Source organism: Mesorhizobium sp. URHB0026 (assembly GCF_054059755.1).
The window spans coordinates 3,263,883-3,285,520 of sequence record NZ_JBSSCN010000001.1 but is presented as its reverse complement, the minus strand read 5'-3'; the positions used below and the strand labels follow the sequence as shown (position 1 = coordinate 3,285,520).

Here is a 21,638-nt window from a genome sequence, read left to right as displayed (position 1 = left end):
TATGCATTAGCGAAACATAAAACTGTAATTTGGAGAGGGGCTTACATGAAGATTGGTTCAAGATTGCTGATTTCGGCCACGGCGCTGCTGTTGGCTGGATCGACCGGCTTTGCCGCCGACATCATCGAGGGACCCGTGGCCGACTATTGTCGCACCGTTGGAACCTCCAACCTCGTGCTGACCGACAACACGGTCGATCTCACGAGACAGGTCGTCAAGCTGATGGACGAGTCGGTCGCCGTCGCCAACAGCCCGGAATGGATCCATTCATCCCGGCCGGTCTTCGTCTGGGCATCGGAAGCCAAGGTCGCCTGTGGCATGGCTTACGGCTACCTGAAGACGAACTACAAGGACGAAGACACGCTCAACAAGTGCGAGTGTTTTCATGACCGTATGGTCGAGTACATGAACTGACCGCAGGAGCGAAAGCGCGCAGGCAGAAAATGGAATCTGACCGACAGGTTCGCCGCCCGCGGACATGGGTGGTCGCTTCCGCACTGGCGCTATCGTTGCTCGGCTGCCAATCCAAAGGCTCGGTGTCGGACGCGCTCGACCCCGCTGCCATCCAGGTCGCCGACCAGCCGGCTGCTGTCGTTGCCGTGGCAAACGCAAGCCAGGCGACGCAGTCCCTCGGCACTGGACCCACGAAAGTCGCCATGCTGCTGCCGCTGTCCGCTTCCGGATCCGCGGGCGAAAACGGCAGAAAGATGCTCGACGCCGCCAAGCTCGCCATGACGGACCTCGGTAACCCGCTGCTGACGCTTACCGTCGAGGACACAAGGGGAGACGCGGCTTACTCCCAGCAACTGGCGGTAAAGGCCATAACTTCGGGAGCGAAAGTGGTCATCGGTCCGACCGAACTGCCAGCGGCGCAGCATGTCGCGAAACTGTCGGGATCAAACCGGCCGGTGGTTCTGGCTCTCGCGGACAATTTTGCCGGCGGCCCCGGCGTCTATGCGGTATGCCTTGGCGAGGCGGACAGCGCCGCGGCAGGCGCCGGCGCAATCGCGGCCAAGGGCGGCAAGAAATTCGTCCTGCTGGTGCCGGCGGGCGCGGGTGCCGATATCGTCGAAAAACGGGTCGCCAACAGCCTCAGCGTGTACGGCGCCGCACTTGCGATCACCATCCCCTATACCAGCGCCGACGGCGCGGCAAAGGCGGTCGCGGACATGGGGTCGCTCGTGGACGCCCCCGACACCGTGATCGTCGCCAGTGGCGACAGCAATCCATCGCCAATCCTGATCGCCCTGAAGGCAAAGGGCATTCCTGGAAAATCAACCTCCGTGGTTGGCACGAACCGCTGGCTGGAGCACCCGACCAGTCCGCTTTTCGAAGGCGCCTATATCGCGACGATCGACCAACATGAAACAGGCCCCATTTCGGAACGTTTCAAGGCAAGCTTCAACTACCAGGCCGACGTCAATGTCGCTTATGCCTATGATATGGTCGCGCTGACCGCGGGCATCGCAAGCGCTGCCGGACCCAACGGTTTCAACAGGCAGGTCTTCGAGAACCCGAATGGCTTTCGCGGATCGACCGGCTTGTTCAGGTTCCGCGCGGATGGATCCAGCGAACGCTCGATGCCGTTTTACCGGATTGAAAAAGGTGCGCTCAAACTGGTTGCCAAATCGACGTCCAGCTTCTAGCGCATTGGGCGCGGGCGGCCCGACGGGTCATCGGGGGCGCGTGCGCATGGTGATCGGGCTCGCTGGCCTCGAACTTCTCGTCGGCATCCTGCTGCTGGTCAAGGCAGCGACCCTGTTCCCCGTCGACCGAAGCCTCACCGACCCAGCCCCTGATGTCGGCGATGACGTCGCGCGACGTCCGGCTCGAACGATCGTCAACTCAGCCCGCAAGATTGCCGAGGATCTCATCGCACCTCCGCAGATCGAGGGATCTGAGATGGAGCGGGTGGAACCTCGTTTGCCGCTTGGCGATCTCGGCCTCGCAACGCGCCCCAAGTCATCGATGCCCAGGGACTGGCGGGAAACACTGCTGTACCATCCAGTGGCTACGTCGTCGGCTGGTTTCGACTCCATGGGGCGTAAACTGTTCATCAGCGGAACCCGGGGCGTCCAGACCGACAGGGTCTGCCTATTTCACGAGAGCGCGTGGCCTTGCGGACAGCGGGCCTACGCGGCTTTCAGCAACTGGATGCGCGGGCGAGCGCTGAACTGTTTCGTGCCTCCGGTGGTCGACCGCTTCCCTGTCGCGGCGACATGCAAGCTGGGCAAACAGGATGTCGGCGCCTGGCTGGTATCGAATGGCTGGGCGTTGGCCTTGCCGAACGGCATCTATGGCAAGGCCGAAGCAACAGCGAGGGCGGCAGAGATGGGAATCTTCGGCCCACCATAGGCGACAGCACCGGATAATTCGCCGCAAGGGGGCCGCATCCTCCGTTCAGAACCTTGGCTATCTACCCGACGTGTCAAATTGTATTGTTCTTCGAAACCGAAATCGTAACTTGCCGGTCTTATGCTTCGCGCTCGAACGGAGATCGACGATGAGCAATGCAGCAGCTGATGTCCCGGCCCATCACGAATGGAAGACCATTGCCTGGCTGGCATTTCTTGGAACCGTCGGCAGCCTGTGCGTGTCCCTGATCCTGAACTATCTGCTGTTGTTCAGCGAGACGCTGACGCCTTTCGGGCGCGGCATGATCACCGCAACCCTTTTGCCTGTGGTGATCTGCCTGCCGCTGTTTGTGTTCATAGGCCTGAAACTGGCCGAGATCCGTCGCTATCGGCGGGAACTCAACCGGGCCGCGACCTTCGACACGCTGACCGGTTGCCTGAATGGGAGGGTCTTCACGTCGCTGATCGAGAGACGGGCGATCAGGTCTTCCCCACAAGGCGAGAGATCGGGCGCCTTCCTGGTCATTCATCCTGAACACCTGAACGCCATCAACTTGCGCTTCGGCCTGAACTGGGGCGACGAGGCCTTGCGTCTGATCGCTTCAACCATCCGGTCTTGCGTGCGCTCGCAAGACGTCGTCGGCCGCATAGGCGCCTCCATGTTCGGTGTGTTCCTTCCCGGAACGGATGAGGCCGACGCCAGGACGGTGGGCGAGCGTATCCGTGCCACTGTCTCGCAGGTTTATTTCGCCCCTCAGGGAGCCGAGGAGATTCTGGCCGTGTCCGTCGGGGGCGTGGTTTTCGAGCAGGACCTGGACTTCGAGGATATGTTCCGGCCGGCCGAAGAGAGCTTGTCGGGCAAAGGCGGTTTTGGACTGTCGCGTATCCAACGCGCTTCAATGTGACGACCCCGCACCATTCCATCCCAATAGGCGGAAAGGGCGTGCCCTGCCCGGCAAACGGGCGGGCACGCCTTGGGAGTCCTCGTGATCGCGAGACGGGCTCGTTGCTTTTCAAAGCCGGCTTATGCAATCGTGGCCATGGACGCCAGCCTGCCACTGACACCCGACATTGGCACCTGACCAATATCTCCGGACCCGACCTCGATGGCTGGTGTATCGACGGAACACTGTTGGAGCAGAATGAAATTTTACTCGGCCGCCGAGCGCATTGCCTTTATCGCCACGCTCATTGCGGTCTTGGTGCTCGCGTTGCTGCCGATATCTCGCCTCGACGAATTCGGCATCGACATCGGCTTCCACTACGACAAGGCCAACCACGCGAGCGCCTTCGCGATCCTGGCATTTCTGGGAAGTCTGGGCTGGCCCGGCCGCAAGACGAGGCTGATCATCTTCCTCGCCCTGGTTGGAGCCGCGATCGAAATCCTCCAGGGCACGTCGCTGATAGAGCGTGATTTCGACGTGTTCGACTGGATCGCCGACTGCGTCGGCGTGGCTTGCGGACTGCTGGCGGCGATCTGCGCGAACTGGATTACGCGACGCATGTATTAGCAAATCAACAAGTTGGCGCTGAAGGTGAAGGTCTAGCGCGAACTGCATGATGGCGAGCGGGATTGTCGCGTGCCTGTGCTGAAGATGAGTCTGCTCTATTTCGTCTGGGCCTCGGCCAAACACCATTCCCACAGACGCGATCAGAAAACAAAGCGGTCCGCCGATGACGGCCGGAAGCTTCAACTCGCGATAGCGGTCGGACGCGTCAACTCGCCTCGCGCATCGCCTCTGCCGCCTGCAAATCGACAGAGACAAGCTGGCTGACGCCCTGCTCGGCCATGGTCACGCCGAACAGCCGGTCCATGCGGGCCATGGTGATGGGATTGTGGGTGATGATGACGAAACGCGTCTCGGTGGTCTTGGCCATCTCGTCCATGAGGTTGCAGAAGCGCTCGACATTGTGATCATCGAGCGGCGCATCTACTTCGTCGAGCACGCAGATCGGTGCCGGGTTGGTCAGGAAGACGGCGAAGATCAGCGACATCGCCGTCAGCGCCTGCTCTCCGCCCGACAGCAGCGTCATTGTCTGCGGCTTCTTGCCGGGCGGTCGGGCAAGAATCTCCAAGCCCGCCTCCAGCGGATCCTCGGATTCGATCAGCTGCAATTCCGCCGTGCCGCCACCGAACAGATGCGAGAACAGTCGCTGAAAGTGGCCGTTGACGACATCGAAGGCGGCCAGCAGCCGTTCGCGGCCCTCACGATTGAGGCTCTGGATCGCTTGCCTGAGTTTGCGGATCGCTTCGATAATGTCCTCGCGCTCGGAAACGATCGCCTCCAGGCGCTCGGAAAGCTCCCTCTGCTCTTCCTCGGCGCGCAGATTGACGGCGCCGAGCCGCTCGCGCTCGACCTTCAGCCGATCCAACTGGCGCTCGATCTCGGGCATTTCGGGCATCGGATCGTCGGCTTCCAGGCCGGTGTGGCGGATGACCAGATGCGGCGGCGTGTTCAACGTTTCCTGGATGCGCGCCTCGATCTCCAGCCGGCGTTCGTCGGCCGCCGTCAGCCGTTCCTCGGCGCGGGCGCGGGTTTCGCGCGCTTCGGCCAGCGACTGGATGGCTGATGTGGCCGCCTTGTCCAGTTCGGCCTGCCTGTTCTCCGCCTCCTGCAACCGGTCCGCTGCCGCCTTGCGCAAGGTTTCGGCCTCGGTGAGCTGCGACAGCAGCGCACGCCGCTTGGCGTCGATCTCGTCAGGCGCATCGGCCAGCCGTTCGCGCTCGGCCTCGGCCTCTGCCTTGCGTTCGGCGAGCGATGCGATCTGCGTCGAGGCGTTTTCGGCGCGCACCAGCCAGTTGCTGCGTTCGGCACCTATGGCATCAAGCCGGCGTGTGCGTGCCTCGGCTTCTCGCCGCAAGCCCTCATGGACGGCGCGCGCATCGGCAAGCGCGGCGCGGTCGCGCGAGACATTGGCCGAGGACTGTTCGAGCTGGAATTGCAGGTCGCCGAGATCGGGCGCGTCCTGCAGCAGCATCTTAGCCTCGACGAAAGCCGCTGACGTCTCCTCATGGCTGTCGACGATGCGGGCGCGCGCCTCGTCCAGCGCGGCACGCCGACTCGATAGTTCACCGCCGGCCCTTTCGGCGTCGGCCAGCACATTGCGAGCGGCGTCCAGCCGATGCTGGGCCTCACGTCCCGCCTGGCGCGTGTTCCGTTCGGCTTCGCTTGCCTGGCGGAGCGCCTGCTCGGCTTGCGCTAGCGCTTCCTCGGCTTGGCGCAGCACAAGCGTCGCCTGCACCGCTTCGGCATCGAGTTCGGCAAGCCGGTTCTTCTGTGCCAGCCTTTGTGCCGCGGCGGTCGGTGCATCGGCGCTGGCGGTCAGACCGTCCCAGCGCCACAGCGCACCCTGGCGGCTGACCAGGCGCTGGCCTGGAGCCAGAAGCCCCTGCAACCGGCGACCGTCAGTGGCCTCGACGATGCCAATCTGCGCAAGACGTCGGGCTAGTTGCGCCGGCGCGCTAACCACGCTGGCAAGGCTCTTGATCCCTTCCGGAAGCGCGGCATCGCCGGGCTGGATTTCGCTTTCGCCCCAATGCGCCGGTGCGCTGCGGTCGAGCGGCACGTCAAGGTCTTCACCAAGGGCGGCCCCCAGCGCCGTCTCGAAGCCACGCTCGACGCTGATCTGCTCCAGCACCGAAGGGAAGAGGTCGCCACTGGCCGCGTTCAGGATCTTGGCCAGCGTGCGCGCTTCGGTCTCGATCCGCGCGAGCTCGGCCTTGGCGTCCTGAAGCGGCGGGCGGGCAGCGCTTTCAGCGCCACGGCCGTCGGTGACCGACTGTTCAGCCTGCTCCACCGCTGCCTCGGACTCCTCCAGCAACGCCATCGCCTGCTCGACCAGAACCTGCTTCTCGGCCGGATCCGGTAAGCCGGCGACCTTGGAGAGGATGTCCGATAATTCGCGGTCGACGTCACCGAGTTGGCGGGAGAACCGGTCACGCCGCTCCGCGGTTTCGCGCAAAGTCCGTTCGATCTGGTGGCGCGAGGCGGCGGCCTCGGCGCGCTCGGCGGTCAGCGCGGCAAGTTTGGCCTCGCTTTGAGCAAGCGTCGAGGCGGCCTGTTCGAACACCGCGCGGGTGGTGGCCTCGCGCTCGGCGGCGCCGGCGTTTTCGGAATTCAGCGCGGCCTCTTCCGCACGCAGGCGCTCGAGAACGTCGGCATTGTCGCGCACCATCCGTTCTTCGCGGGCAATGTCGCCGTCGAGCTGCTGCAGCCGGCGTTCGAGTTCGGCCTGCCGGTTGCGGATACGGCCAGCTTCTTCCTCGATCTGCGACCTGGCGATCGACAGGCGCTGGAAAGCCGCGGCAGCCGCGGCTTCCGCGTCGCGCAGGTCAGGCAAGCGATGGGCGGAGATGCCTTGCTCCTTGGCCGCGTTCATCTGCGTGGCGGCGCGCTCGCCGACGAGCGCCGTGGCCGTAGCCAGCGCCGAACGCGCCTCGCCTTCCTGTGTCTTGGCCAGCGTCCAGCGCAGGTGCAAGAGCGTTGCTTCCGCCTTGCGGATGTCGGCCGACAGGTTCTTGAAGCGCGACGCCTGGCGCGCCTGGCGCTTGAGGCTTTCGATCTGGCTTTCCAGCTCGCCTACGACATCGTCCAGCCGTTCGAGGTTCTGCTCGGCCGCCTTAAGCCGCAGTTCCGCCTCGTGGCGACGGGTGTGCAGGCCGGAAATACCGGCGGCTTCTTCGAGCAAGGCGCGACGGGCCTGCGGCTTGGCCTGAATCAGCTCGCCGATACGGCCTTGCCCGACCATCGAGGGCGAGCGCGCGCCGGTCGACTGGTCGGCGAACAGAAGCTGCACGTCCTTGGCGCGCGCTTCCTTGCCGTTGATGCGGTAGAGCGAGCCCGCCTCGCGCTCGATGCGGCGCGACACCTGCAGTTCGTCGGCATCGTTGAAGGCGGATGGAGCCGAGCGGTCGCTGTTGTCAAGGAAAAGCGTGACTTCGGCGGTGTTGCGGGCGGGACGGGTTCCCGAGCCGGAAAAGATGACGTCGTCCATGCCGGACGCGCGCATGTTCTTGTAGGAGCTTTCGCCCATCACCCAGCGTAGCGCCTCGACCAGGTTCGACTTGCCGCAGCCGTTCGGCCCGACAATGCCGGTCAGGCCGCGTTCGATGACGAACTCGCCGGGTTCGACGAAGGACTTGAAACCAAGGAGGCGGAGGCGCGAAAACTTCATTCGCGCGCCTCATACACCGGTTCGGCAAGAGTGTACCGAGGTTTTGCGATACGGCGCGGAGCGTGCGAACGGATAAAGAGGCAAGCAGCGCCGGAGCGCTGCCGCTTCAGCACTGAGCCGATGTCAGAGCAGAGGGTCGATGATGGCCGACATTTCCTCAATCGACATCGCCCCTTTGTAGGTCTTACCGTTGATGAAGAAGGTCGGCGTCGAGTCGACCTTGAATTCATTGGCGCCACGCTTCTGGACCGATCTCACATCGTCCAGAAGTTTCTGGTCCGTCAAGCAGGCCTCGAAGGACTCCTGTGTAAAACCGGCAAGCTTGGACATTTGCAGCAGCGCTTCCTTGGTGTTCGACACGCCGACCCAGTTCGCCTGCTGCCTGAACAGCACGTCGACCATCGGGAAATAATTATCCTTGGCGCAACGCGCCAGCATGAAACCGGCTTCGGCGCTCGGATCGAATGGGAATTCGCGCAGGATGTAGCGCGCCTTGCCGGTATCGATGTACTTAGTCTTCAAATCCGGAAAGGTGGTCTCGGCGAAATGCGCGCAGTGCGGGCAAGTCATCGAGGCGTATTCGACGATGGTGACCTTGGCGTCATCCTTGCCGAGCTGCTTGTCGGGCAGCGCGCCCGGCTTCATCAGTTCGGTCATGTCGACGTTGCCCTGCTCTTCCGGCACCTGGACCGCGGCGGGCGTGGCCGGCTTTGCGGGCGTTGCGGGGTTCGCGGGTTTGACGTCCGCAGCCTTCGCCTCTTCGCCGGAATCACTGCAGGCGGCGAGCAGGGCCACCGCCGGGATCGCGGCCAGCGATGTCAGGACGTTTCTGCGAGAGAAGCTTTGGCCAAACGGGGGACGGCTCATACGAATCACCTGATTAGGGTTGGATTTTGCAATGCAAAGGCACGAAAAGGCGAGAGTTGGCGCGAATTAAGGCATACCTGTCCCCAATCCAATCGCGAAACCTGACAAGCGCGATCACGAATGCGCGAGATTAACGACAAACCTATGACCGTTTCCAGTTAGAACCAAGGGTTGTCTCCATTTGGGCCGACCGGGGCGGCTGTAACCGTTCCACTTCGCCCTTGGCCAGACGGCCCCGGGATCGTCCCCAGTGTCATTGCAGCCGTCTAGGCTTTCCTTGCGCCCAGAATAGTCGCGCCCAGCCGTTCCAACGAGGCGCGCAGCCCGTCATCCTCGATCAGCCCGACAGTATCGGACAATTTCGCCTTTTCGGCCGCGCTTAACGCCCTGAGGGCGGGTTTGGGCCGGGCTCTTCCCGAGCTTATCGGCTTCTGCACGATCCTGATGCGACCTATCGCCCTGAAACCCAGGAAGGCGTTCACCCGGTTTATGATCTCGCCGGTCTCGTGCTGCAGATGAAGCGCGGCCATGCCTTCGCAGGCGATGACCAGTACGGCCGGCTCGAACGGATCATCCTCGTGCAGGCGGCGCGGCCACTGGATTTTTTCGGGCCGCGAGTGGATGGCCAGGCGCGGTCCGGCAATCTCTTCCCATGACTGGACCAGACCGATCGAGATGCCTGCCCGCTTGCGCAGCACCGGGTCGAGGATGTCGGTGGCGAGATCGCTCACCGGAACGGGATTGCCGAAGCGCCTTTTCCCTGCCATGTGCGTTCTCCAGCACGACCCAGCAGATACCGCCAGGCCAACGCAAAGATCAATGGCACCAGCAGACCAGACCCGCAAGGCCCACACCAGCAAGGCCCAGACCAGCAAGGCCATCTCGGATGATACGGCGTTGCGCCTGCTCGCCTGGTATGACGCGCATCATCGCGACTTGCCGTGGCGCGTGACACCGCGCGAGCATGCGCGCGGTGTGCGGCCCGACCCCTACCGTATCTGGTTGTCCGAGGTGATGCTGCAGCAGACCACCGTCGAGGCGGTGAAATCGTATTTCCTCGCCTTTATCGAGAAATGGCCCGATGTCGAAGCGCTGGCCGCGGCGCCGACGGAGGATGTAATGAAAGCCTGGGCGGGGCTCGGCTACTACTCCCGCGCCCGCAACCTCAAGGCCTGCGCCGATCTGGTGGCGGCGCGCGGCGGCCGGTTTCCAGACACCGAAACCGGACTTCGAGAATTGCCGGGGATCGGCGCCTATACATCGGCGGCAATAACGGCCATCGCCTTCGACCGCCACGCCGCCGTTGTCGACGGCAATGTCGAACGCGTAATCTCACGGCTGTTTTCGATCACGACGCCGCTCAGCGAAGCCAAGGCCGAGATACGGGTTCATGTCGAGCGCATGGTGCCGGCGACAAGGCCCGGCGACTTCGCCCAGGCCATGATGGATCTCGGCGCCACGATCTGCACGCCGCGCCGGCCGCGCTGCATGCTGTGCCCGTTGCGCGAGGACTGCAGCGCCGTTGTTTCAGGAGATCCCGAGAATTTCCCTGTGCGGCCGCCAAAGGCCGAAAAGCCGTTGCGGCGCGGCGCTGCTTTCGTTGCCATGGGTGACGACGGTGCCATTCTTTTGCGCAAGCGGCCTGAGAAAGGGCTGCTCGGCGGCATGACGGAAGTGCCGACCACCGCCTGGACAGCTCGGGTGGACGGAGCGACCACAGAGGCGGCAGCGCCCTTTCCCGGCGACTGGCGGCGCGCCGGGACAGTCGCGCATGTGTTCACCCATTTCACGCTCGAACTCGAAGTCTTTCGCGCTCACATCGAAGGTGATGCCCCGGCAGGACATTTCTGGTCGCCCGCCCATGAGATTTCAGGCGAGGCGCTGCCCACCGTCATGAAAAAGGCAATCGAGGCTGCGATACCCGGCGCGACGAAAAAACCGTCGCCATTGAGTGCGAAGAGGCCCCATGACTGAAATCCGCCACATCGTGTTCGACATCGGCAAGGTGCTGATCCATTACGATCCGAACATTCCGTTCAGCCGCCTCATTCCCGACGACGAAGAGAGAAAGTGGTTCTTCGACAATATCTGCACGCATGACTGGAACATAGAGCAGGATCGCGGCCGGACGTGGGAAGAGGCCGAAGCGCTGTTGATCGCTGCGCACCCCGAGCACGCCGAAAACATCCGCAATTTCCGCCGCCACTGGCACGAGATGGTTCCGCATGCTTATGACGACAGTGTCGCCATCATGCTTGGCCTGATCGACAGCGGCCACGATGTGACGATGCTGACCAACTTTGCTTCCGACACGCTGGCCGAAGCGCGCGAACGTTTCGATTTTCTCGACCGTCCGCGCGGCGTCACCATCTCGGGCGAGATCGGCAAGATCAAACCGGATCGTGGCATCTACGATCACCACGTGGCCGCGTTCGGCCTCGACCCGTCGGCGACGCTGTTCATCGACGACAGCCAGAAAAATGTCGACGGCGCCAAGGCCGCGGGCTGGCAAGCGGTGCTGTTCACCGATGCCAGCACGCTTAAAGCAGACCTTGAGCGATTGGGGATCAGGGCGTGATCTCCATCGCTTGCGGCGACCCGTTGAGACTTTGAACCAGCAAATATGAGGCAGGTTGCAGGGCTCAGCCACCTGCCCGTTCCATGCCAAGCCGGGCGATGCGGCGCAGTTCGTCGATGGGGGTAAGCCCGCCGCTGCGCTCATAATGCCAGAAGGTCCATCCGTTGCAGGCGTCCAGTCCCTGCACCTCGGCGCCGATCTTGTGGATCGAGCCGGCGCTGTCGCCGATCGCGACGGTCCCATCGGCGCGAACCCTGGCGGCCCAGCGCTTCTTGGCGTCATAGAGCGTGGCGCCGGGCGTCATCAGCCCGGTGTCGATCAGGCTGACGAACGCGACGCGCGGCTCGGCGCGCTTGCCGGTAAGCACGGTGAGATCCGCTTCGTCGAGTGGCCGCACGGCATCGATGCGCTCATTGGCGGCGTCGATATAGGCCTGCTCGCGCTCGATGCCGACGAAGTGACGACCGAGGCGCTTGGCAACCGCGCCTGTCGTGCCGGAGCCGAAGAACGGGTCGAGCACGACGTCCCCCGGCTTGGTCGAGGCCATCATGATGCGGGCAAGCAGCGCCTCGGGCTTTTGGGTCGGATGCAGCTTGTCGCCATTCTCGTTCTTCAGGCGCTCGCCGCCGGTGCAGATCGGGAACAGCCAGTCGGAGCGCATCTGGATGTCATCGTTCGACGCCTTCAGCGCTTCGTAGTTGAAGGTATAGCCCTTGCCCTTCTGGTCACGCGAAGCCCAGATCATCGTCTCATGCGCGTTCTGGAAGCGGCGGCCACGAAAATTCGGCATCGGATTGGTCTTGCGCCAGACCACGTCGTTGAGAATCCAGAAGCCGAGATCCTGCATCTTGGCGCCGACGCGGAAGATGTTGTGATAGGAGCCAATGACCCAGATGGTGCCGTGGGGCTTCAGCACGCGGCGTGCCGCCAGCAGCCAGGCGCGGGTGAAGGCGTCATAGGCTTCGAAGCTCTCGAACTGGTCCCAGTCGTCGTCGACCGCATCGACCTTGGACTGGTCGGGACGGTGCAGGTCGCCGTCGAGCTGCAGATTGTAGGGCGGATCGGCGAAGATAGTGTCGATCGACTTTTCCGGCAGGCGGTCGAGCGCCGCGACGCAGTCGCCTTTCAGGATCGTGTCCAGCCATTCGGATTGCTGGGGAGCGTGGGAGAGCTCGTCGAGAAGACGCACGGCTGACATTTTGTACACCCAAGGCACGCGTTACTGTTTACTGCCCGTTATGGTTACCGATCAGCGTAAATATTCGGTGAAGCTTTATCGATGCCGTGGAGGAGTTTGCGAAGCCGTGTCCATTGGTGTATGCCGCGCCGCTTGGGCCCTGAGCGGCCATTCCTCCACCCTCCCTCGTCCGGATCACCATGCCCCAGCCAGACCTTGTCATCTTCGATTGCGACGGCGTGCTCGTCGATTCCGAAATCATCGCCGCGCGGGTCGAAGCGGAACTGATAACCCTGGCCGGATACGAAATCTCGGCGGAGGAGATTGCCGAGACCTATGCCGGCCTGACCTTCAAGGACATACTGATACGAATCGAGGAGAAGTCCAAAATCCCGTTCCAGGTGTCGCTGATCGATCGCGCCGAGGAACTGGTCGACCGCAAACTGCGCAGCGACGTGCGCGCCATCGAAGGCGTTCGCGAAGCGGTCGCCTCGGTCACGTCGCAACGCTGCATCTGCTCCAACTCACGTTCGGAGCGGATCGAGTTCATGCTAGAGAAAGTGCATCTGTTGCCGTTCTTCGCCGGCCGCATCTTCTCGGCGATGGAAACGCCGACCGGAAAGACCAAGCCGTCTCCAGACGTGTTCCTACATGCCGCCGAAAAGCTCGACGCCAACCCAGCGAACACCTTCGTCATCGAGGATTCCGTGCACGGCGTCACCGGCGCCAAGGCCGCCGGCATGCGCGTGATCGGTTTTACGGGCGCCAGCCACAGCTATCCCGGCCATGCCGATGCCTTGACAGAGGCCGGCGCCGAGACGGTGATCCGCCGCTGGGCGGAACTGAAGAGCGTCATTGCCGCTCTATCGGAGTGGTCGGCGGATGCCTGAGATGCATGCGTCCGACCGGACGCACGCTAGGTCGACAGCCGCCTAGTTCGTCGCGACCGTCTTCTTCCTGTGGGTCTTCTTCCTCGGCTTGTCGGTCGTGGCCTTCGGCGCGGTTTCGTCGTAACCGGCATAGGCCTGGTAGTCGGCCGCCGTCGGCGCCGGGACGACGACATTGGTATCGGTGAAGACAAACTGGGTCGCGACCGAGGGATCGGTTACCTGAACCTGATACTGGTGGATCTGCGAATAAAGCACGTCGGTGCCGTGCATGACCGCGGTGCGGATCGGCATGGTGATGGTGCCGGGCGTGAACTTCGGTCCTGGGACGATCTTGCCGGCCACCGCGATCTTCATCGTCAGTTGTCCGTCGGCACGGCTGCAATCGCGGGTCACGTCGCTGATCGACGCCTGATAAATGATCCTCGCCGAATCGTCGGGCGGCGTAGCAGCAGCAGCTTCGGCGGCGGCCTGAGCCGCGGCATCCGCAGCGGCATCGCCGGTCTTCTTAAGCTTCGGCTTGGGCTTCTTGACCTCGTTGACATAGGTATTGAAGAAGGCCGTGCCGTCGCGCACCGTCACCCTTGGGCAATAGGCGTTCAGCTGGCTGGCCAACACCTTGGGGTCCTGGGGCGGCGGTGGCGCCGTCGGATCCTTCTTGCCGAAACCGAGGTTCAGGATGCCATTGTCGCCTGATTGGCAGCCCGCGGCGGCAAGCATAAAGCCCGTGAGCGCAAGACCCGCCAAAAAGCGACCACTTGATATACGAAACGCCATGAAACCGCACTTCCCTCTCGCAAAGCTGGTGACGTATATCAACCGCGCGGCAAAAATGCGACTAGAGCCGGTGCAGAAATTAACCACCTTGTGGTGAACGGACAAACAGGCGGCAAACGGATCTGTGACATGCATTATGTGAGTACCCGCGGCGAAGCGCCCGCGCTTGGATTTTCCGACGCCGTCCTGGCCGGCCTGGCGCGCGATGGCGGGCTCTATGTACCGCGCGAATGGCCGCATTTCTCTCCATCCGAGATTCGAGCCATGCGCGGCCTAGCGTATCCAGACCTCGCAATGCGCGTGCTGACGCCGTTCCTCGGCGGCGAGATCGCCGCGCCGGTCTTCGAGCGCCTGGTCCGCGAAGCCTATGCCACCTTCCGCCATGAGGCCGTCTGCCCGCTGGTGCAGACCGGTGCCAACACTTTTGTCCTCGAACTCTTTCACGGACCGACATTGGCGTTCAAGGACGTGGCGATGCAGTTGCTTGCCCGGCTGATGGACCATGTGCTTGCCGAACGCGACCAGCACGCCACCATCGTCGGCGCCACCTCGGGCGATACCGGTGGCGCGGCCATAGACGCCTTTGCCAGGCGCAGCCGCACCGACATCTTCATCCTTTTTCCGCATGGCCGCGTCTCGCCGGTGCAGCAGCGGCAGATGACGACGTCGAAGGCTGAAAATGTCCATGCGCTGGCGATCGAAGGCAATTTCGACGACTGTCAGGGCCTGCTGAAGGACATGTTCAACGATCACGGCTTCCGCGACCAGGTGTCGCTATCGGGGGTCAATTCGATCAACTGGGCGCGCATCATGGCCCAGATCGTCTATTATTTCTCCTCGGCATTGTCGCTCGGCGCACCGGACAGGCCGGTGTCCTTCACCGTGCCGACCGGCAATTTCGGCGATATCTTCGCCGGCTACGCCGCCAAGAAGATGGGCCTGCCGATCGACCGGCTGGTCATCGCCACCAACGATAACGACATATTGGCACGCACCTTCGCGACCGGCGAATACCGGACCAAAGGGGTCTTTGCGACCACCTCGCCGTCGATGGACATCCAGGTTTCGTCGAACTTCGAACGCCTGCTTTTCGAGGCGTCAAACCGCGACGCCGCAACGGTGCGGCGCTACATGGCCGGCCTCAAACAATCGGGCGCCTTCACCATCGAAGCCGCGGAAATCGCCGGTATGCGAACCGAATTCGACGCCGGCCGCGCCGATATGGACGAGGTCGCCGCCACCATCCGCTCGACGCTGGCAAACAGCAACTACCTGCTCGATCCACATACGGCGGCAGCCATGCATGTGGCGACGGCCAGGGCTGCCGGCGCCGTGCCGATGGTGGTGCTCGGCACCGCCCATCCGGCGAAATTCCCGGCCGCAGTGGAAGCCGCCAGCGGTGTCTCGCCCGCCCTGCCCGCATGGTTAGGGGGATTGATGACATTCGAGGAAAAATACACGGTACTTCCATCCGACCTCAAAATGGTGGAAGATTACGTCAGTCGCCGCGCGCGGGCGGCGCGTTAGGGAGTACGAGCCATATGGGTGTTGAGGTAAGCCGTCTGTCGAACGGCCTGACAGTCGCCACCGAAACCCTTCCAAGTATCGAATCGGTTGCCTTGGGTGCCTGGGTCAAATCGGGTGCCCGCAATGAACGCGAAGACGAGCACGGCATGGCCCATCTGCTCGAGCACATGGCGTTCAAGGGGACGAAGCGGCGAAGCGCCTTCGAGATCGCCTCGGAAATCGAGGACGTCGGCGGCGAGATCAATGCGGCCACCAGCGTCGAGACCACATCCTACTACGCCAGGGTGCTCTCCGACGATATGCCGCTGGCCGTCGATATCCTGTCCGACATCCTGCAGGAGTCCGAATTCGACCCGCAGGAACTTGAGCGCGAGCAGCACGTCATCTTGCAGGAGATCGGCGCCGCGCACGACACGCCCGACGACATCGTCTTCGACCGTTTCACCGAGACGGCCTTTCGCCACCAGACCATCGGCCGCTCGATCCTGGGTACGCCCGAAACGGTAAAATCCTTCACCTCCAAGCAGTTGCACAATTTCATCGAACGCCAGTATGGCGCCGAACGGATGGTGATCGTGGCCGCAGGCGACGTCAAGCACGACAAGTTCGTGCGCGAGGTCGAAAACCGGCTCGGCGGTTTCCGCAGCAAGGCCGACAGCACCATTCCACAATACGCGCAATATGTCGGCGGCGACTTCCGCGAGGACCGCGACCTGATGGATGCGCAGATCGTGCTGGGCTTCGAGGGCCGCGCCTACCATGTGCGCGATTTCTACGCCTCGCAGGTGCTGTCTATGATCCTCGGCGGCGGCATGTCATCGCGTCTGTTCCAGGAGGTCCGCGAAAAACGCGGCCTCTGCTACTCGGTTTATGCCTTCCACTGGGGCTTTTCCGATACGGGCATATTCGGCGTTCATGCCGCGACGGGCCAAAGCGATATCGCCAAGCTGGTGCCTGTCATCATCGACGAGTTGCAGAAGGCCGGCGAGAGCATCCTGCAGGAAGAACTCGACCGCGCGCGCGCACAATATCGCGCCGGGCTGATCATGTCGGCCGAGAGCCCGGCCAGCCGCGCCTCGCAGATCGCGCGGCAGCTACTCCTTTTCGGCAGGCCGATCGCGAAGGAAGAGCTGATGGAGCGCCTGGCGGCGCTGACGATCGAGCGCCTGACCGACCTGTCGTCGCGGATGTTCTCGACCAAGCCGACGCTTACCGCTGTCGGGCCCGTGGGTACGCTGGCACCATACGAGGCGATCCTCGATTCGCTTCCGGGCACGCAGACCACGGCCCGCAGGCTCGCCGTCTAAGTCCCAAGCGCCGTGTTCGCGCTCCCTTTCTTTCGCCGTGACCTGCCGGCACTGAAGGGCAACCTCGTCACGCTGCGCGTGCCGCTCACCAATGACTACCGCGAGTGGTCGGCGGTGCGCGGCGAAAGCCGGGCGTTCCTGGAACCGTGGGAGCCGCGCTGGACCCCCGACGAACTCGACCGCACGGCATGGCGCCTGCGCATCAGCCGCTATCGCGAGGACTACGCACAGGGAAGCGCGATCGCCTTCTTCATCTTCGAGAAATCGAGCGGCAAGCTCGCGGGCGGCATCACGCTCGGCAACATACGCCACGGCGTCTCGCAAAGCGGCCATGTCGGCTACTGGATCGGCGAGCGCTTCGGCGGCCGCGGCCTGATGACAGACGCGGTCAAGGTGGTGGCCCGCTTCGCCTTCGATACACTGAGGTTGCACCGGATCGAAGCCGCCTGTATCCCCGACAATATCAGGTCGATCCGCGTGCTTGAAAAAGCCGGATTCCGGCGCGAAGGACTTCTGCGATCCTATCTCAGGATCAACGGCATCTGGCAGGACCACTACCTCTACGCCCGGATCGCCGACGATCCGCCGGGCGCTGGAACGAAGGACTGATTTTTGACGAATTCCCTGCGAAACGGGCCGCTGTTCGCCTTTCTGCTGGCGACGATGCTGACGCTGTGCGCGGCTTCGTCGGCCTTTGCCGTGGAACCCATCAAGATCGCCCGCGACGATGTCGCGCTCGATCTTTCGCGCGCCGTCGAAATCTACCGCAACCAGGGTGAGAACTTCCAGGTGTCGACCGCGCCCGGGCCGGACGGCATCGTGCGGCGGATCGAGGTCGAAGCCAACGATGCCCGCTCGACCGGCGACTGGGCTGTCTTCGCGCTCGCCAACACCACCGACCAGCAACTCGATCGGCTGATCGTGGCGCCGCACTTCCGGCTGGTCAATTCCGGCATCTTCTGGCCGGATCTGGGTTCTACGCGCATCGCCGCCATCACGCCCAGCGAAGGCTTCGCGCTCGACCGCCAGACCAGCCCCGACGCCGACGTGTTCCGGGTGACGCTGAACCCCGGCACGGTGATCACCTTCATTGCCGAACTCGCCTCGCCGAAGCTGCCGCAGGTCTACCTCTGGGATCCTGAATCCTACAAGGATTCGGTCAATTCCTACACGCTGTTTCGCGGCATCGTCATCGGTATCGCCGGCCTTTTGGCGCTGTTCCTGACCATCCTGTTCGTGGTCAAAGGGACGTCGATGTTCCCGGCGACGGCGGCCCTCGCCTGGGCGGTGCTTGCCTATATCTGTGTCGATTTCGGCTTCCTCAACAAGGTCATCGAGATCTCGCCCGGCAACGAGCAGATGTGGCGAGCCGGCACCGAGGTGGCGCTGGCGGCGACTTTCGTGGTGTTCCTGTTTGCCTATCTCAACCTCAACCGATGGCACGGCCATTTCAGCTATGGCGCCCTGGTCTGGATTCTGGGGCTGCTCTTGATCGCCGGTGTCGCCATCGTCGATCCGGCGGTCGCCGCCGGCATCGCCCGCATCTCGTTCGCCGCGACCGCACTGACCGGGCTGGGCTTGATCATCTTCCTCGGTATTCGGGGTTATGACCGAGCGATCATGCTGGTGCCCAGCTGGGTCATGGTGCTGTTATGGCTATGCGGATCGTGGATGGCGATCACCGGCATGCTCGACAACGACATCGCCCAGCCGGCACTTGGCGGCGGCTTGATCCTGATCATCCTGTTGATCGGCTTCACCGTCATGCAGCACGCCTTTGCTGGCGGTGCGCTGCATCAGGGGCTGTTCTCCGACCTCGAGCGGCAGGCGCTGGCCGTCGCGGGATCGGGCGATACGGTGTGGGACTGGGACGTGCTGCGCGACCGCGTTGTGACCAAACCCGACGTCAGCATCCAGCTCGGCCTCGCCCCCAACAGCCTGGGCGGTGCCGCGCGCAACTGGCTGCCGGTGTTGCATGCCGACGACCGCGACACATTCCGCACGACGCTCGACGTGGTTCTCGAACACCGTCGTGGCCGGGTAGCACAGAATTTCCGCCTGCGCGGCGCCGACGGGCACTATCACTGGTTTGCCCTGCGCGCGCGACCTGTCATCGGTTCGGACGGCGAGGTGATCCGCTGCGTTGGCACCATGGTCGATGTCACCGAACAGAAGAAATCCGAGGAACGGCTGCTGCACGACGCCGTGCACGACAATCTGACCGGCCTGCCGAACCGCGAATTGTTCATGAACCGGCTGGAGGCAATCATTTCGATCGCTCGCACCGAAGAGAAGGTGCGGCCGACCGTCTTCGTCATCGATATCGACCGCTTCAAGCAGGTCAATGACGGGCTCGGCATTTCAGCCGGCGACACCATCCTGCTCACTATAGCGCGCCGCCTGCATCGGCTGTTGAAGCCGAAGGATTCGCTGTCGCGCTTCGCCGGCGACCAGTTTGCCCTGATGCTGCTGTCCGAGCAGGACCCTGCCCGCATCGCCGGGGTGGCCGATGCGATCAAGCATGCGATCAACAATCCGATCACCTTTGCCAAGCGCGAAATCGTGCTGACCGCCTCGATCGGCTTGATTACCTGGACCTCGGCGCAGACCTCGGCCGAGGACATGGTCAAGGACGCCGAGCTCGCCATGCACCAGGCCAAGCGCTTCGGCGGCGACAGGATCGAGCCGTTCCGCCCGGCGTTCCGCACAGTCGGCACCGATCGCCTGCAGTTCGAATCCGATCTGCGGCGCGCCATTGAGCGGCGCGAATTCACCCTGGCCTACCAGCCGATCGTGCGGCTCGAGGATGGCAGCGTCGCCGGCTTCGAGGCCCTGCTGCGCTGGGACCATCCGCGCCGCGGCATGATCCCGCCGGCCGATTTCATCCCGGTCGCGGAAAGCTGCGGGCTGATCGTGCAGCTTGGGCTGTTTGCCATGCAGCAGGCGGCCGAGGATCTGGCAGGATGGCAAAAGCAGATCGGCGACGCGCCGCTGTCGGTGTCGGTCAACCTGTCAAGCCGCCAGCTCATCCGCCGCGACCTGGTCAGCGACGTGCGTTCCGTGATCGCGCGCGCCAATCTGAAGCCCCGCTGCTTCCGGCTCGAACTGACCGAGTCGCTGGTCATGGACAATCCCGAGCAGACGGCCCATGTGCTGACCAAGCTCAAGCAGCTCGGCATCGGCCTGTCGCTGGACGATTTCGGCACCGGCTATTCATCGCTCGCCTATCTGACGCGGTTCCCGTTCGATACCATCAAGATCGACAAGAGCTTCGTCGACGACAGCACGCCAAAACGCACGGTGCTGCTCAAATCCATGGTCAACATGGCGCATGAGCTCGGCCTTTCGGTAGTCGCCGAGGGCATATCAGACGAGCGCGATGCGCTGGAGCTGCGCCAGATGGGATGCGAATATGTCCAGAGCTTCATGTTCGGCGCGCCGATGCCGGGCGACCAGGTGCTGAAGACGCTGAAGGAGCAGTATCCGCTCACGCAAGCCTAATGCATGTCGCCCGGAAGTGTCCTCGGTTCCGGACCAATGACATGCGTAAACCAGAAGCTTGCAGCAGGTCGGGCCAATCCTATTGGCCGCGACATGCTGTAGATGCCCGTCGCGTCGTGGCCGGCCGCTTCCACGCAAGCGATGGAGGGTCTCGACACCTAACGCGTGCGACTATTGTTACGAGAGTCGCAGCGCATTGACCAATGCTGACAGCGCCGCTGGCTGAAGCCGACGACTGGGATAATACAGGAAAAAGCCTGCGATTGACGGCGTCCATTCCTCCAGGACACGGACAAGCCGTCGCTCCGCGATATACTCCGCGACTTGCTCATCATAGGCGAGACCGAGACCAACGCCGGCCAGCGCCGCCTCAATCACCAGGTGAGTATCGTCGATTATGAGCGAGCCGCTGGCGTTGATCGTGACCGACTTTCTCGCACACTCGAATTCCCACCGAGATGGACCGCCTGGAAGACGCAGGGCTATGCACTGGTGATCCTTGAGATCCCTCGATCAACGGATCGCACGTGCGACACGCCGGAAGGTTTTCCGCGACGCGGCCGAGGCTGGAACATGGATCGCTGGAGCGCACCTTGGCTGGCCGGCCGTCGGCCGCGTGATGCGTGAGGACAACGACGGCTATGAGCCGGCATAGCGGATAACAAGCCGGACACGCGGTTTCGCCTGTTTGCGCAATTCCAAGCCTGAACAGTTCTCGCGCACCGCCATGGGATGAGATTGCGCTAACGCCGCAGCGTTCCGGCTACGCCTAACCTAGCGAAGGAGTCCTGGCCGGCAAAGACGAGGCTCAAGCGTGTCCGGCGGCGAGGCTGAGATGAGCGAGATCGATGCCGATCGAGGCGAGAATCCGGTCGTATTTGCGTTCGATGTCGGCGTCGAACAGCAATTCCGGCGTCGCCGGGCAGGTCAGCCAGCCATTCTCGGCGATCTCGGTTTCCAACTGACCGGCGCCCCAGCCGGAATAACCGAGCGCCATGAGCGCGCGCCGCGGCCCACGCCCTGACGATATCGCCCGCAGTATGTCGACGGTCGCGGTGAGGCAGATGTCGTCGGAAACGGTGAGCGAGGAATCCACACGGTAGTCGCCCGAATGCAGGACGAAGCCACGGCTGCGGTCGACAGGCCCGCCATTGCGCACGACGAAATCGCGCGCCTGTGCCGGCAGGCGGATCGCCTCCTGCTCGTTCATGATGCCAAGTTGTACCAGAAGGTCCGGGAACAGCATCTGCTGCGTCTGGTTGATGATCAGGCCCATCGCGCCTTCATCGCTATGGGCGCAGATGTAGATGACCGAGCGCGTGAAACGGTCGTCCTTCATACCAGGCATGGCAATCAGGAACTGATCGTCGAGAAAGCCGCGGCCGGCGGCTGTCTTTTTGTGGCGCAACAAATCCATGCCAGGGAAGGTAACGCGTTTCCCCGGCGCCGAAAAGATGCGCCGTAGCGGATTCGACCAAAGCTCATATT

General features: G+C 63.1%; 18 protein-coding genes and 1 pseudogene. 12 read left to right on the top strand and 7 right to left on the bottom strand.

Annotated elements, in window-relative coordinates:
* Positions 1–45 precede the first annotated feature (45 nt).
* The 5 genes from ACVWWD_RS16115 (at position 46) to ACVWWD_RS16095 (ending at position 3,865) form a co-directional block, all read left to right on the top strand.
* The gene (locus ACVWWD_RS16115; protein ID WP_023783518.1) at positions 46–414 is read left to right on the top strand and encodes a hypothetical protein; all 369 of its coding nucleotides are present in this window, start codon (positions 46–48) and stop codon (positions 412–414) included.
* A gap of 29 nt (positions 415–443) precedes the next feature.
* On the top strand, positions 444–1,646 hold the full coding sequence (locus ACVWWD_RS16110; RefSeq protein ID WP_023794577.1) for a type 1 periplasmic-binding domain-containing protein: 1,203 nt from the start codon (positions 444–446) through the stop codon (positions 1,644–1,646).
* A gap of 46 nt (positions 1,647–1,692) precedes the next feature.
* Positions 1,693–2,355 carry a thermonuclease family protein gene (locus tag ACVWWD_RS16105; RefSeq protein WP_352553816.1) on the top strand — a complete coding sequence of 221 codons (663 nt, stop codon included), beginning with the start codon at positions 1,693–1,695 and terminating at the stop codon, positions 2,353–2,355.
* 148 nt (positions 2,356–2,503) lie between these two features.
* Positions 2,504–3,259, top strand: coding sequence for a GGDEF domain-containing protein (locus ACVWWD_RS16100; RefSeq protein WP_352553818.1), 756 nt, complete (start codon positions 2,504–2,506; stop codon positions 3,257–3,259).
* Between the two features lie 237 nt (positions 3,260–3,496).
* The gene (locus ACVWWD_RS16095; protein ID WP_023772897.1) at positions 3,497–3,865 is read left to right on the top strand and encodes a VanZ family protein; all 369 of its coding nucleotides are present in this window, start codon (positions 3,497–3,499) and stop codon (positions 3,863–3,865) included.
* Positions 3,866–4,070: 205 nt separating this feature from the next.
* On the opposite strand, the gene smc is transcribed toward ACVWWD_RS16095, so the two are convergent.
* From smc to ACVWWD_RS16080, 3 genes are all read right to left on the bottom strand, one after another.
* Positions 4,071–7,529 (bottom strand): chromosome segregation protein SMC, encoded by a 3,459-nt coding sequence (gene smc, locus ACVWWD_RS16090; protein WP_457103183.1) that lies wholly within the window; start codon positions 7,527–7,529, stop codon positions 4,071–4,073.
* Between the two features lie 123 nt (positions 7,530–7,652).
* Entirely contained in the window at positions 7,653–8,396 is a 744-nt protein-coding gene (locus tag ACVWWD_RS16085) for a DsbA family protein (protein ID WP_352548449.1), read from the bottom strand.
* 266 nt (positions 8,397–8,662) lie between these two features.
* Positions 8,663–9,163, bottom strand: coding sequence for a DUF721 domain-containing protein (locus ACVWWD_RS16080; protein WP_352548447.1), 501 nt, complete (start codon positions 9,161–9,163; stop codon positions 8,663–8,665).
* A gap of 52 nt (positions 9,164–9,215) precedes the next feature.
* Here ACVWWD_RS16080 and mutY point away from each other — a divergent pair, with 52 nt between their 5' ends.
* Both mutY and ACVWWD_RS16070 read left to right on the top strand, forming a co-directional pair.
* Positions 9,216–10,370, top strand: a complete 1,155-nt coding sequence (gene mutY, locus ACVWWD_RS16075; protein ID WP_352548445.1) for an A/G-specific adenine glycosylase — start codon at positions 9,216–9,218, stop codon at positions 10,368–10,370.
* Positions 10,363–10,974 carry an HAD family hydrolase gene (locus ACVWWD_RS16070; RefSeq protein ID WP_352548443.1) on the top strand — a complete coding sequence of 204 codons (612 nt, stop codon included), beginning with the start codon at positions 10,363–10,365 and terminating at the stop codon, positions 10,972–10,974. The genes mutY and ACVWWD_RS16070 overlap by 8 nt, the downstream gene beginning before the upstream one ends.
* 64 nt (positions 10,975–11,038) lie before the next feature.
* Here the strand turns inward: ACVWWD_RS16070 and ACVWWD_RS16065 are convergent, their stop codons facing one another.
* The gene (locus tag ACVWWD_RS16065) at positions 11,039–12,172 is read right to left on the bottom strand and encodes a site-specific DNA-methyltransferase (RefSeq protein ID WP_023772903.1); all 1,134 of its coding nucleotides are present in this window, start codon (positions 12,170–12,172) and stop codon (positions 11,039–11,041) included.
* Positions 12,173–12,351: 179 nt separating this feature from the next.
* Here ACVWWD_RS16065 and ACVWWD_RS16060 point away from each other — a divergent pair, with 179 nt between their 5' ends.
* On the top strand, positions 12,352–13,041 hold the full coding sequence (locus ACVWWD_RS16060) for an HAD family hydrolase (protein ID WP_023772904.1): 690 nt from the start codon (positions 12,352–12,354) through the stop codon (positions 13,039–13,041).
* Between the two features lie 42 nt (positions 13,042–13,083).
* On the opposite strand, the gene ACVWWD_RS16055 is transcribed toward ACVWWD_RS16060, so the two are convergent.
* Positions 13,084–13,815: a hypothetical protein gene (locus tag ACVWWD_RS16055; RefSeq protein ID WP_023794581.1), complete on the bottom strand. Its 732-nt coding sequence runs from the start codon at positions 13,813–13,815 to the stop codon at positions 13,084–13,086.
* A 129-nt stretch (positions 13,816–13,944) separates the two neighbouring features.
* Between ACVWWD_RS16055 and thrC the strand changes: the two genes are divergently transcribed.
* From thrC to ACVWWD_RS16035, 4 genes are read left to right on the top strand one after another with little or no spacing between them, the layout of a single operon-like run.
* The gene (thrC, locus tag ACVWWD_RS16050) at positions 13,945–15,342 is read left to right on the top strand and encodes a threonine synthase (RefSeq protein ID WP_352548439.1); all 1,398 of its coding nucleotides are present in this window, start codon (positions 13,945–13,947) and stop codon (positions 15,340–15,342) included.
* A gap of 14 nt (positions 15,343–15,356) precedes the next feature.
* Positions 15,357–16,649: a M16 family metallopeptidase gene (locus ACVWWD_RS16045; protein ID WP_352548437.1), complete on the top strand. Its 1,293-nt coding sequence runs from the start codon at positions 15,357–15,359 to the stop codon at positions 16,647–16,649.
* A 12-nt stretch (positions 16,650–16,661) separates the two neighbouring features.
* The gene (locus ACVWWD_RS16040; RefSeq protein ID WP_023783511.1) at positions 16,662–17,258 is read left to right on the top strand and encodes a GNAT family N-acetyltransferase; all 597 of its coding nucleotides are present in this window, start codon (positions 16,662–16,664) and stop codon (positions 17,256–17,258) included.
* Between the two features lie 3 nt (positions 17,259–17,261).
* On the top strand, positions 17,262–20,150 hold the full coding sequence (locus tag ACVWWD_RS16035; protein WP_023772909.1) for an EAL domain-containing protein: 2,889 nt from the start codon (positions 17,262–17,264) through the stop codon (positions 20,148–20,150).
* Positions 20,151–20,327: 177 nt separating this feature from the next.
* On the opposite strand, the pseudogene ACVWWD_RS16030 reads toward ACVWWD_RS16035, so the two are convergent.
* Positions 20,328–20,648, bottom strand: a pseudogene (locus ACVWWD_RS16030) (LysR substrate-binding domain-containing protein); the annotation flags it as partial.
* A gap of 310 nt (positions 20,649–20,958) precedes the next feature.
* Complete coding sequence (locus ACVWWD_RS16025) at positions 20,959–21,567, bottom strand: YqgE/AlgH family protein (protein ID WP_015318780.1); 609 nt, start codon at positions 21,565–21,567, stop codon at positions 20,959–20,961.
* Positions 21,568–21,638 lie beyond the last annotated feature (71 nt).

Bases quoted from the DNA above. Each gene is read 5' to 3' on its own strand.
- ACVWWD_RS16110 (WP_023794577.1), top strand. From the start codon at position 444: ATGGAATCTGACCGACAGGTTCGCCGCCCGCGGACATGGGTGGTCGCT.
- ACVWWD_RS16045 (WP_352548437.1), top strand. From the start codon at position 15,357: ATGGGTGTTGAGGTAAGCCGTCTGTCGAACGGCCTGACAGTCGCCACC.
- ACVWWD_RS16095 (WP_023772897.1), top strand. From the start codon at position 3,497: ATGAAATTTTACTCGGCCGCCGAGCGCATTGCCTTTATCGCCACGCTC.
- ACVWWD_RS16085 (WP_352548449.1), bottom strand. From the start codon at position 8,396: ATGAGCCGTCCCCCGTTTGGCCAAAGCTTCTCTCGCAGAAACGTCCTG.
- thrC (WP_352548439.1), top strand. From the start codon at position 13,945: ATGCATTATGTGAGTACCCGCGGCGAAGCGCCCGCGCTTGGATTTTCC.
- ACVWWD_RS16115 (WP_023783518.1), top strand. From the start codon at position 46: ATGAAGATTGGTTCAAGATTGCTGATTTCGGCCACGGCGCTGCTGTTG.
- ACVWWD_RS16100 (WP_352553818.1), top strand. From the start codon at position 2,504: ATGAGCAATGCAGCAGCTGATGTCCCGGCCCATCACGAATGGAAGACC.
- ACVWWD_RS16060 (WP_023772904.1), top strand. From the start codon at position 12,352: ATGCCCCAGCCAGACCTTGTCATCTTCGATTGCGACGGCGTGCTCGTC.
- mutY (WP_352548445.1), top strand. From the start codon at position 9,216: ATGGCACCAGCAGACCAGACCCGCAAGGCCCACACCAGCAAGGCCCAG.
- ACVWWD_RS16025 (WP_015318780.1), bottom strand. From the start codon at position 21,567: ATGGATTTGTTGCGCCACAAAAAGACAGCCGCCGGCCGCGGCTTTCTC.
- smc (WP_457103183.1), bottom strand. From the start codon at position 7,529: ATGAAGTTTTCGCGCCTCCGCCTCCTTGGTTTCAAGTCCTTCGTCGAA.
- ACVWWD_RS16105 (WP_352553816.1), top strand. From the start codon at position 1,693: ATGGTGATCGGGCTCGCTGGCCTCGAACTTCTCGTCGGCATCCTGCTG.
- ACVWWD_RS16065 (WP_023772903.1), bottom strand. From the start codon at position 12,172: ATGTCAGCCGTGCGTCTTCTCGACGAGCTCTCCCACGCTCCCCAGCAA.
- ACVWWD_RS16080 (WP_352548447.1), bottom strand. From the start codon at position 9,163: ATGGCAGGGAAAAGGCGCTTCGGCAATCCCGTTCCGGTGAGCGATCTC.
- ACVWWD_RS16055 (WP_023794581.1), bottom strand. From the start codon at position 13,815: ATGGCGTTTCGTATATCAAGTGGTCGCTTTTTGGCGGGTCTTGCGCTC.
- ACVWWD_RS16070 (WP_352548443.1), top strand. From the start codon at position 10,363: ATGACTGAAATCCGCCACATCGTGTTCGACATCGGCAAGGTGCTGATC.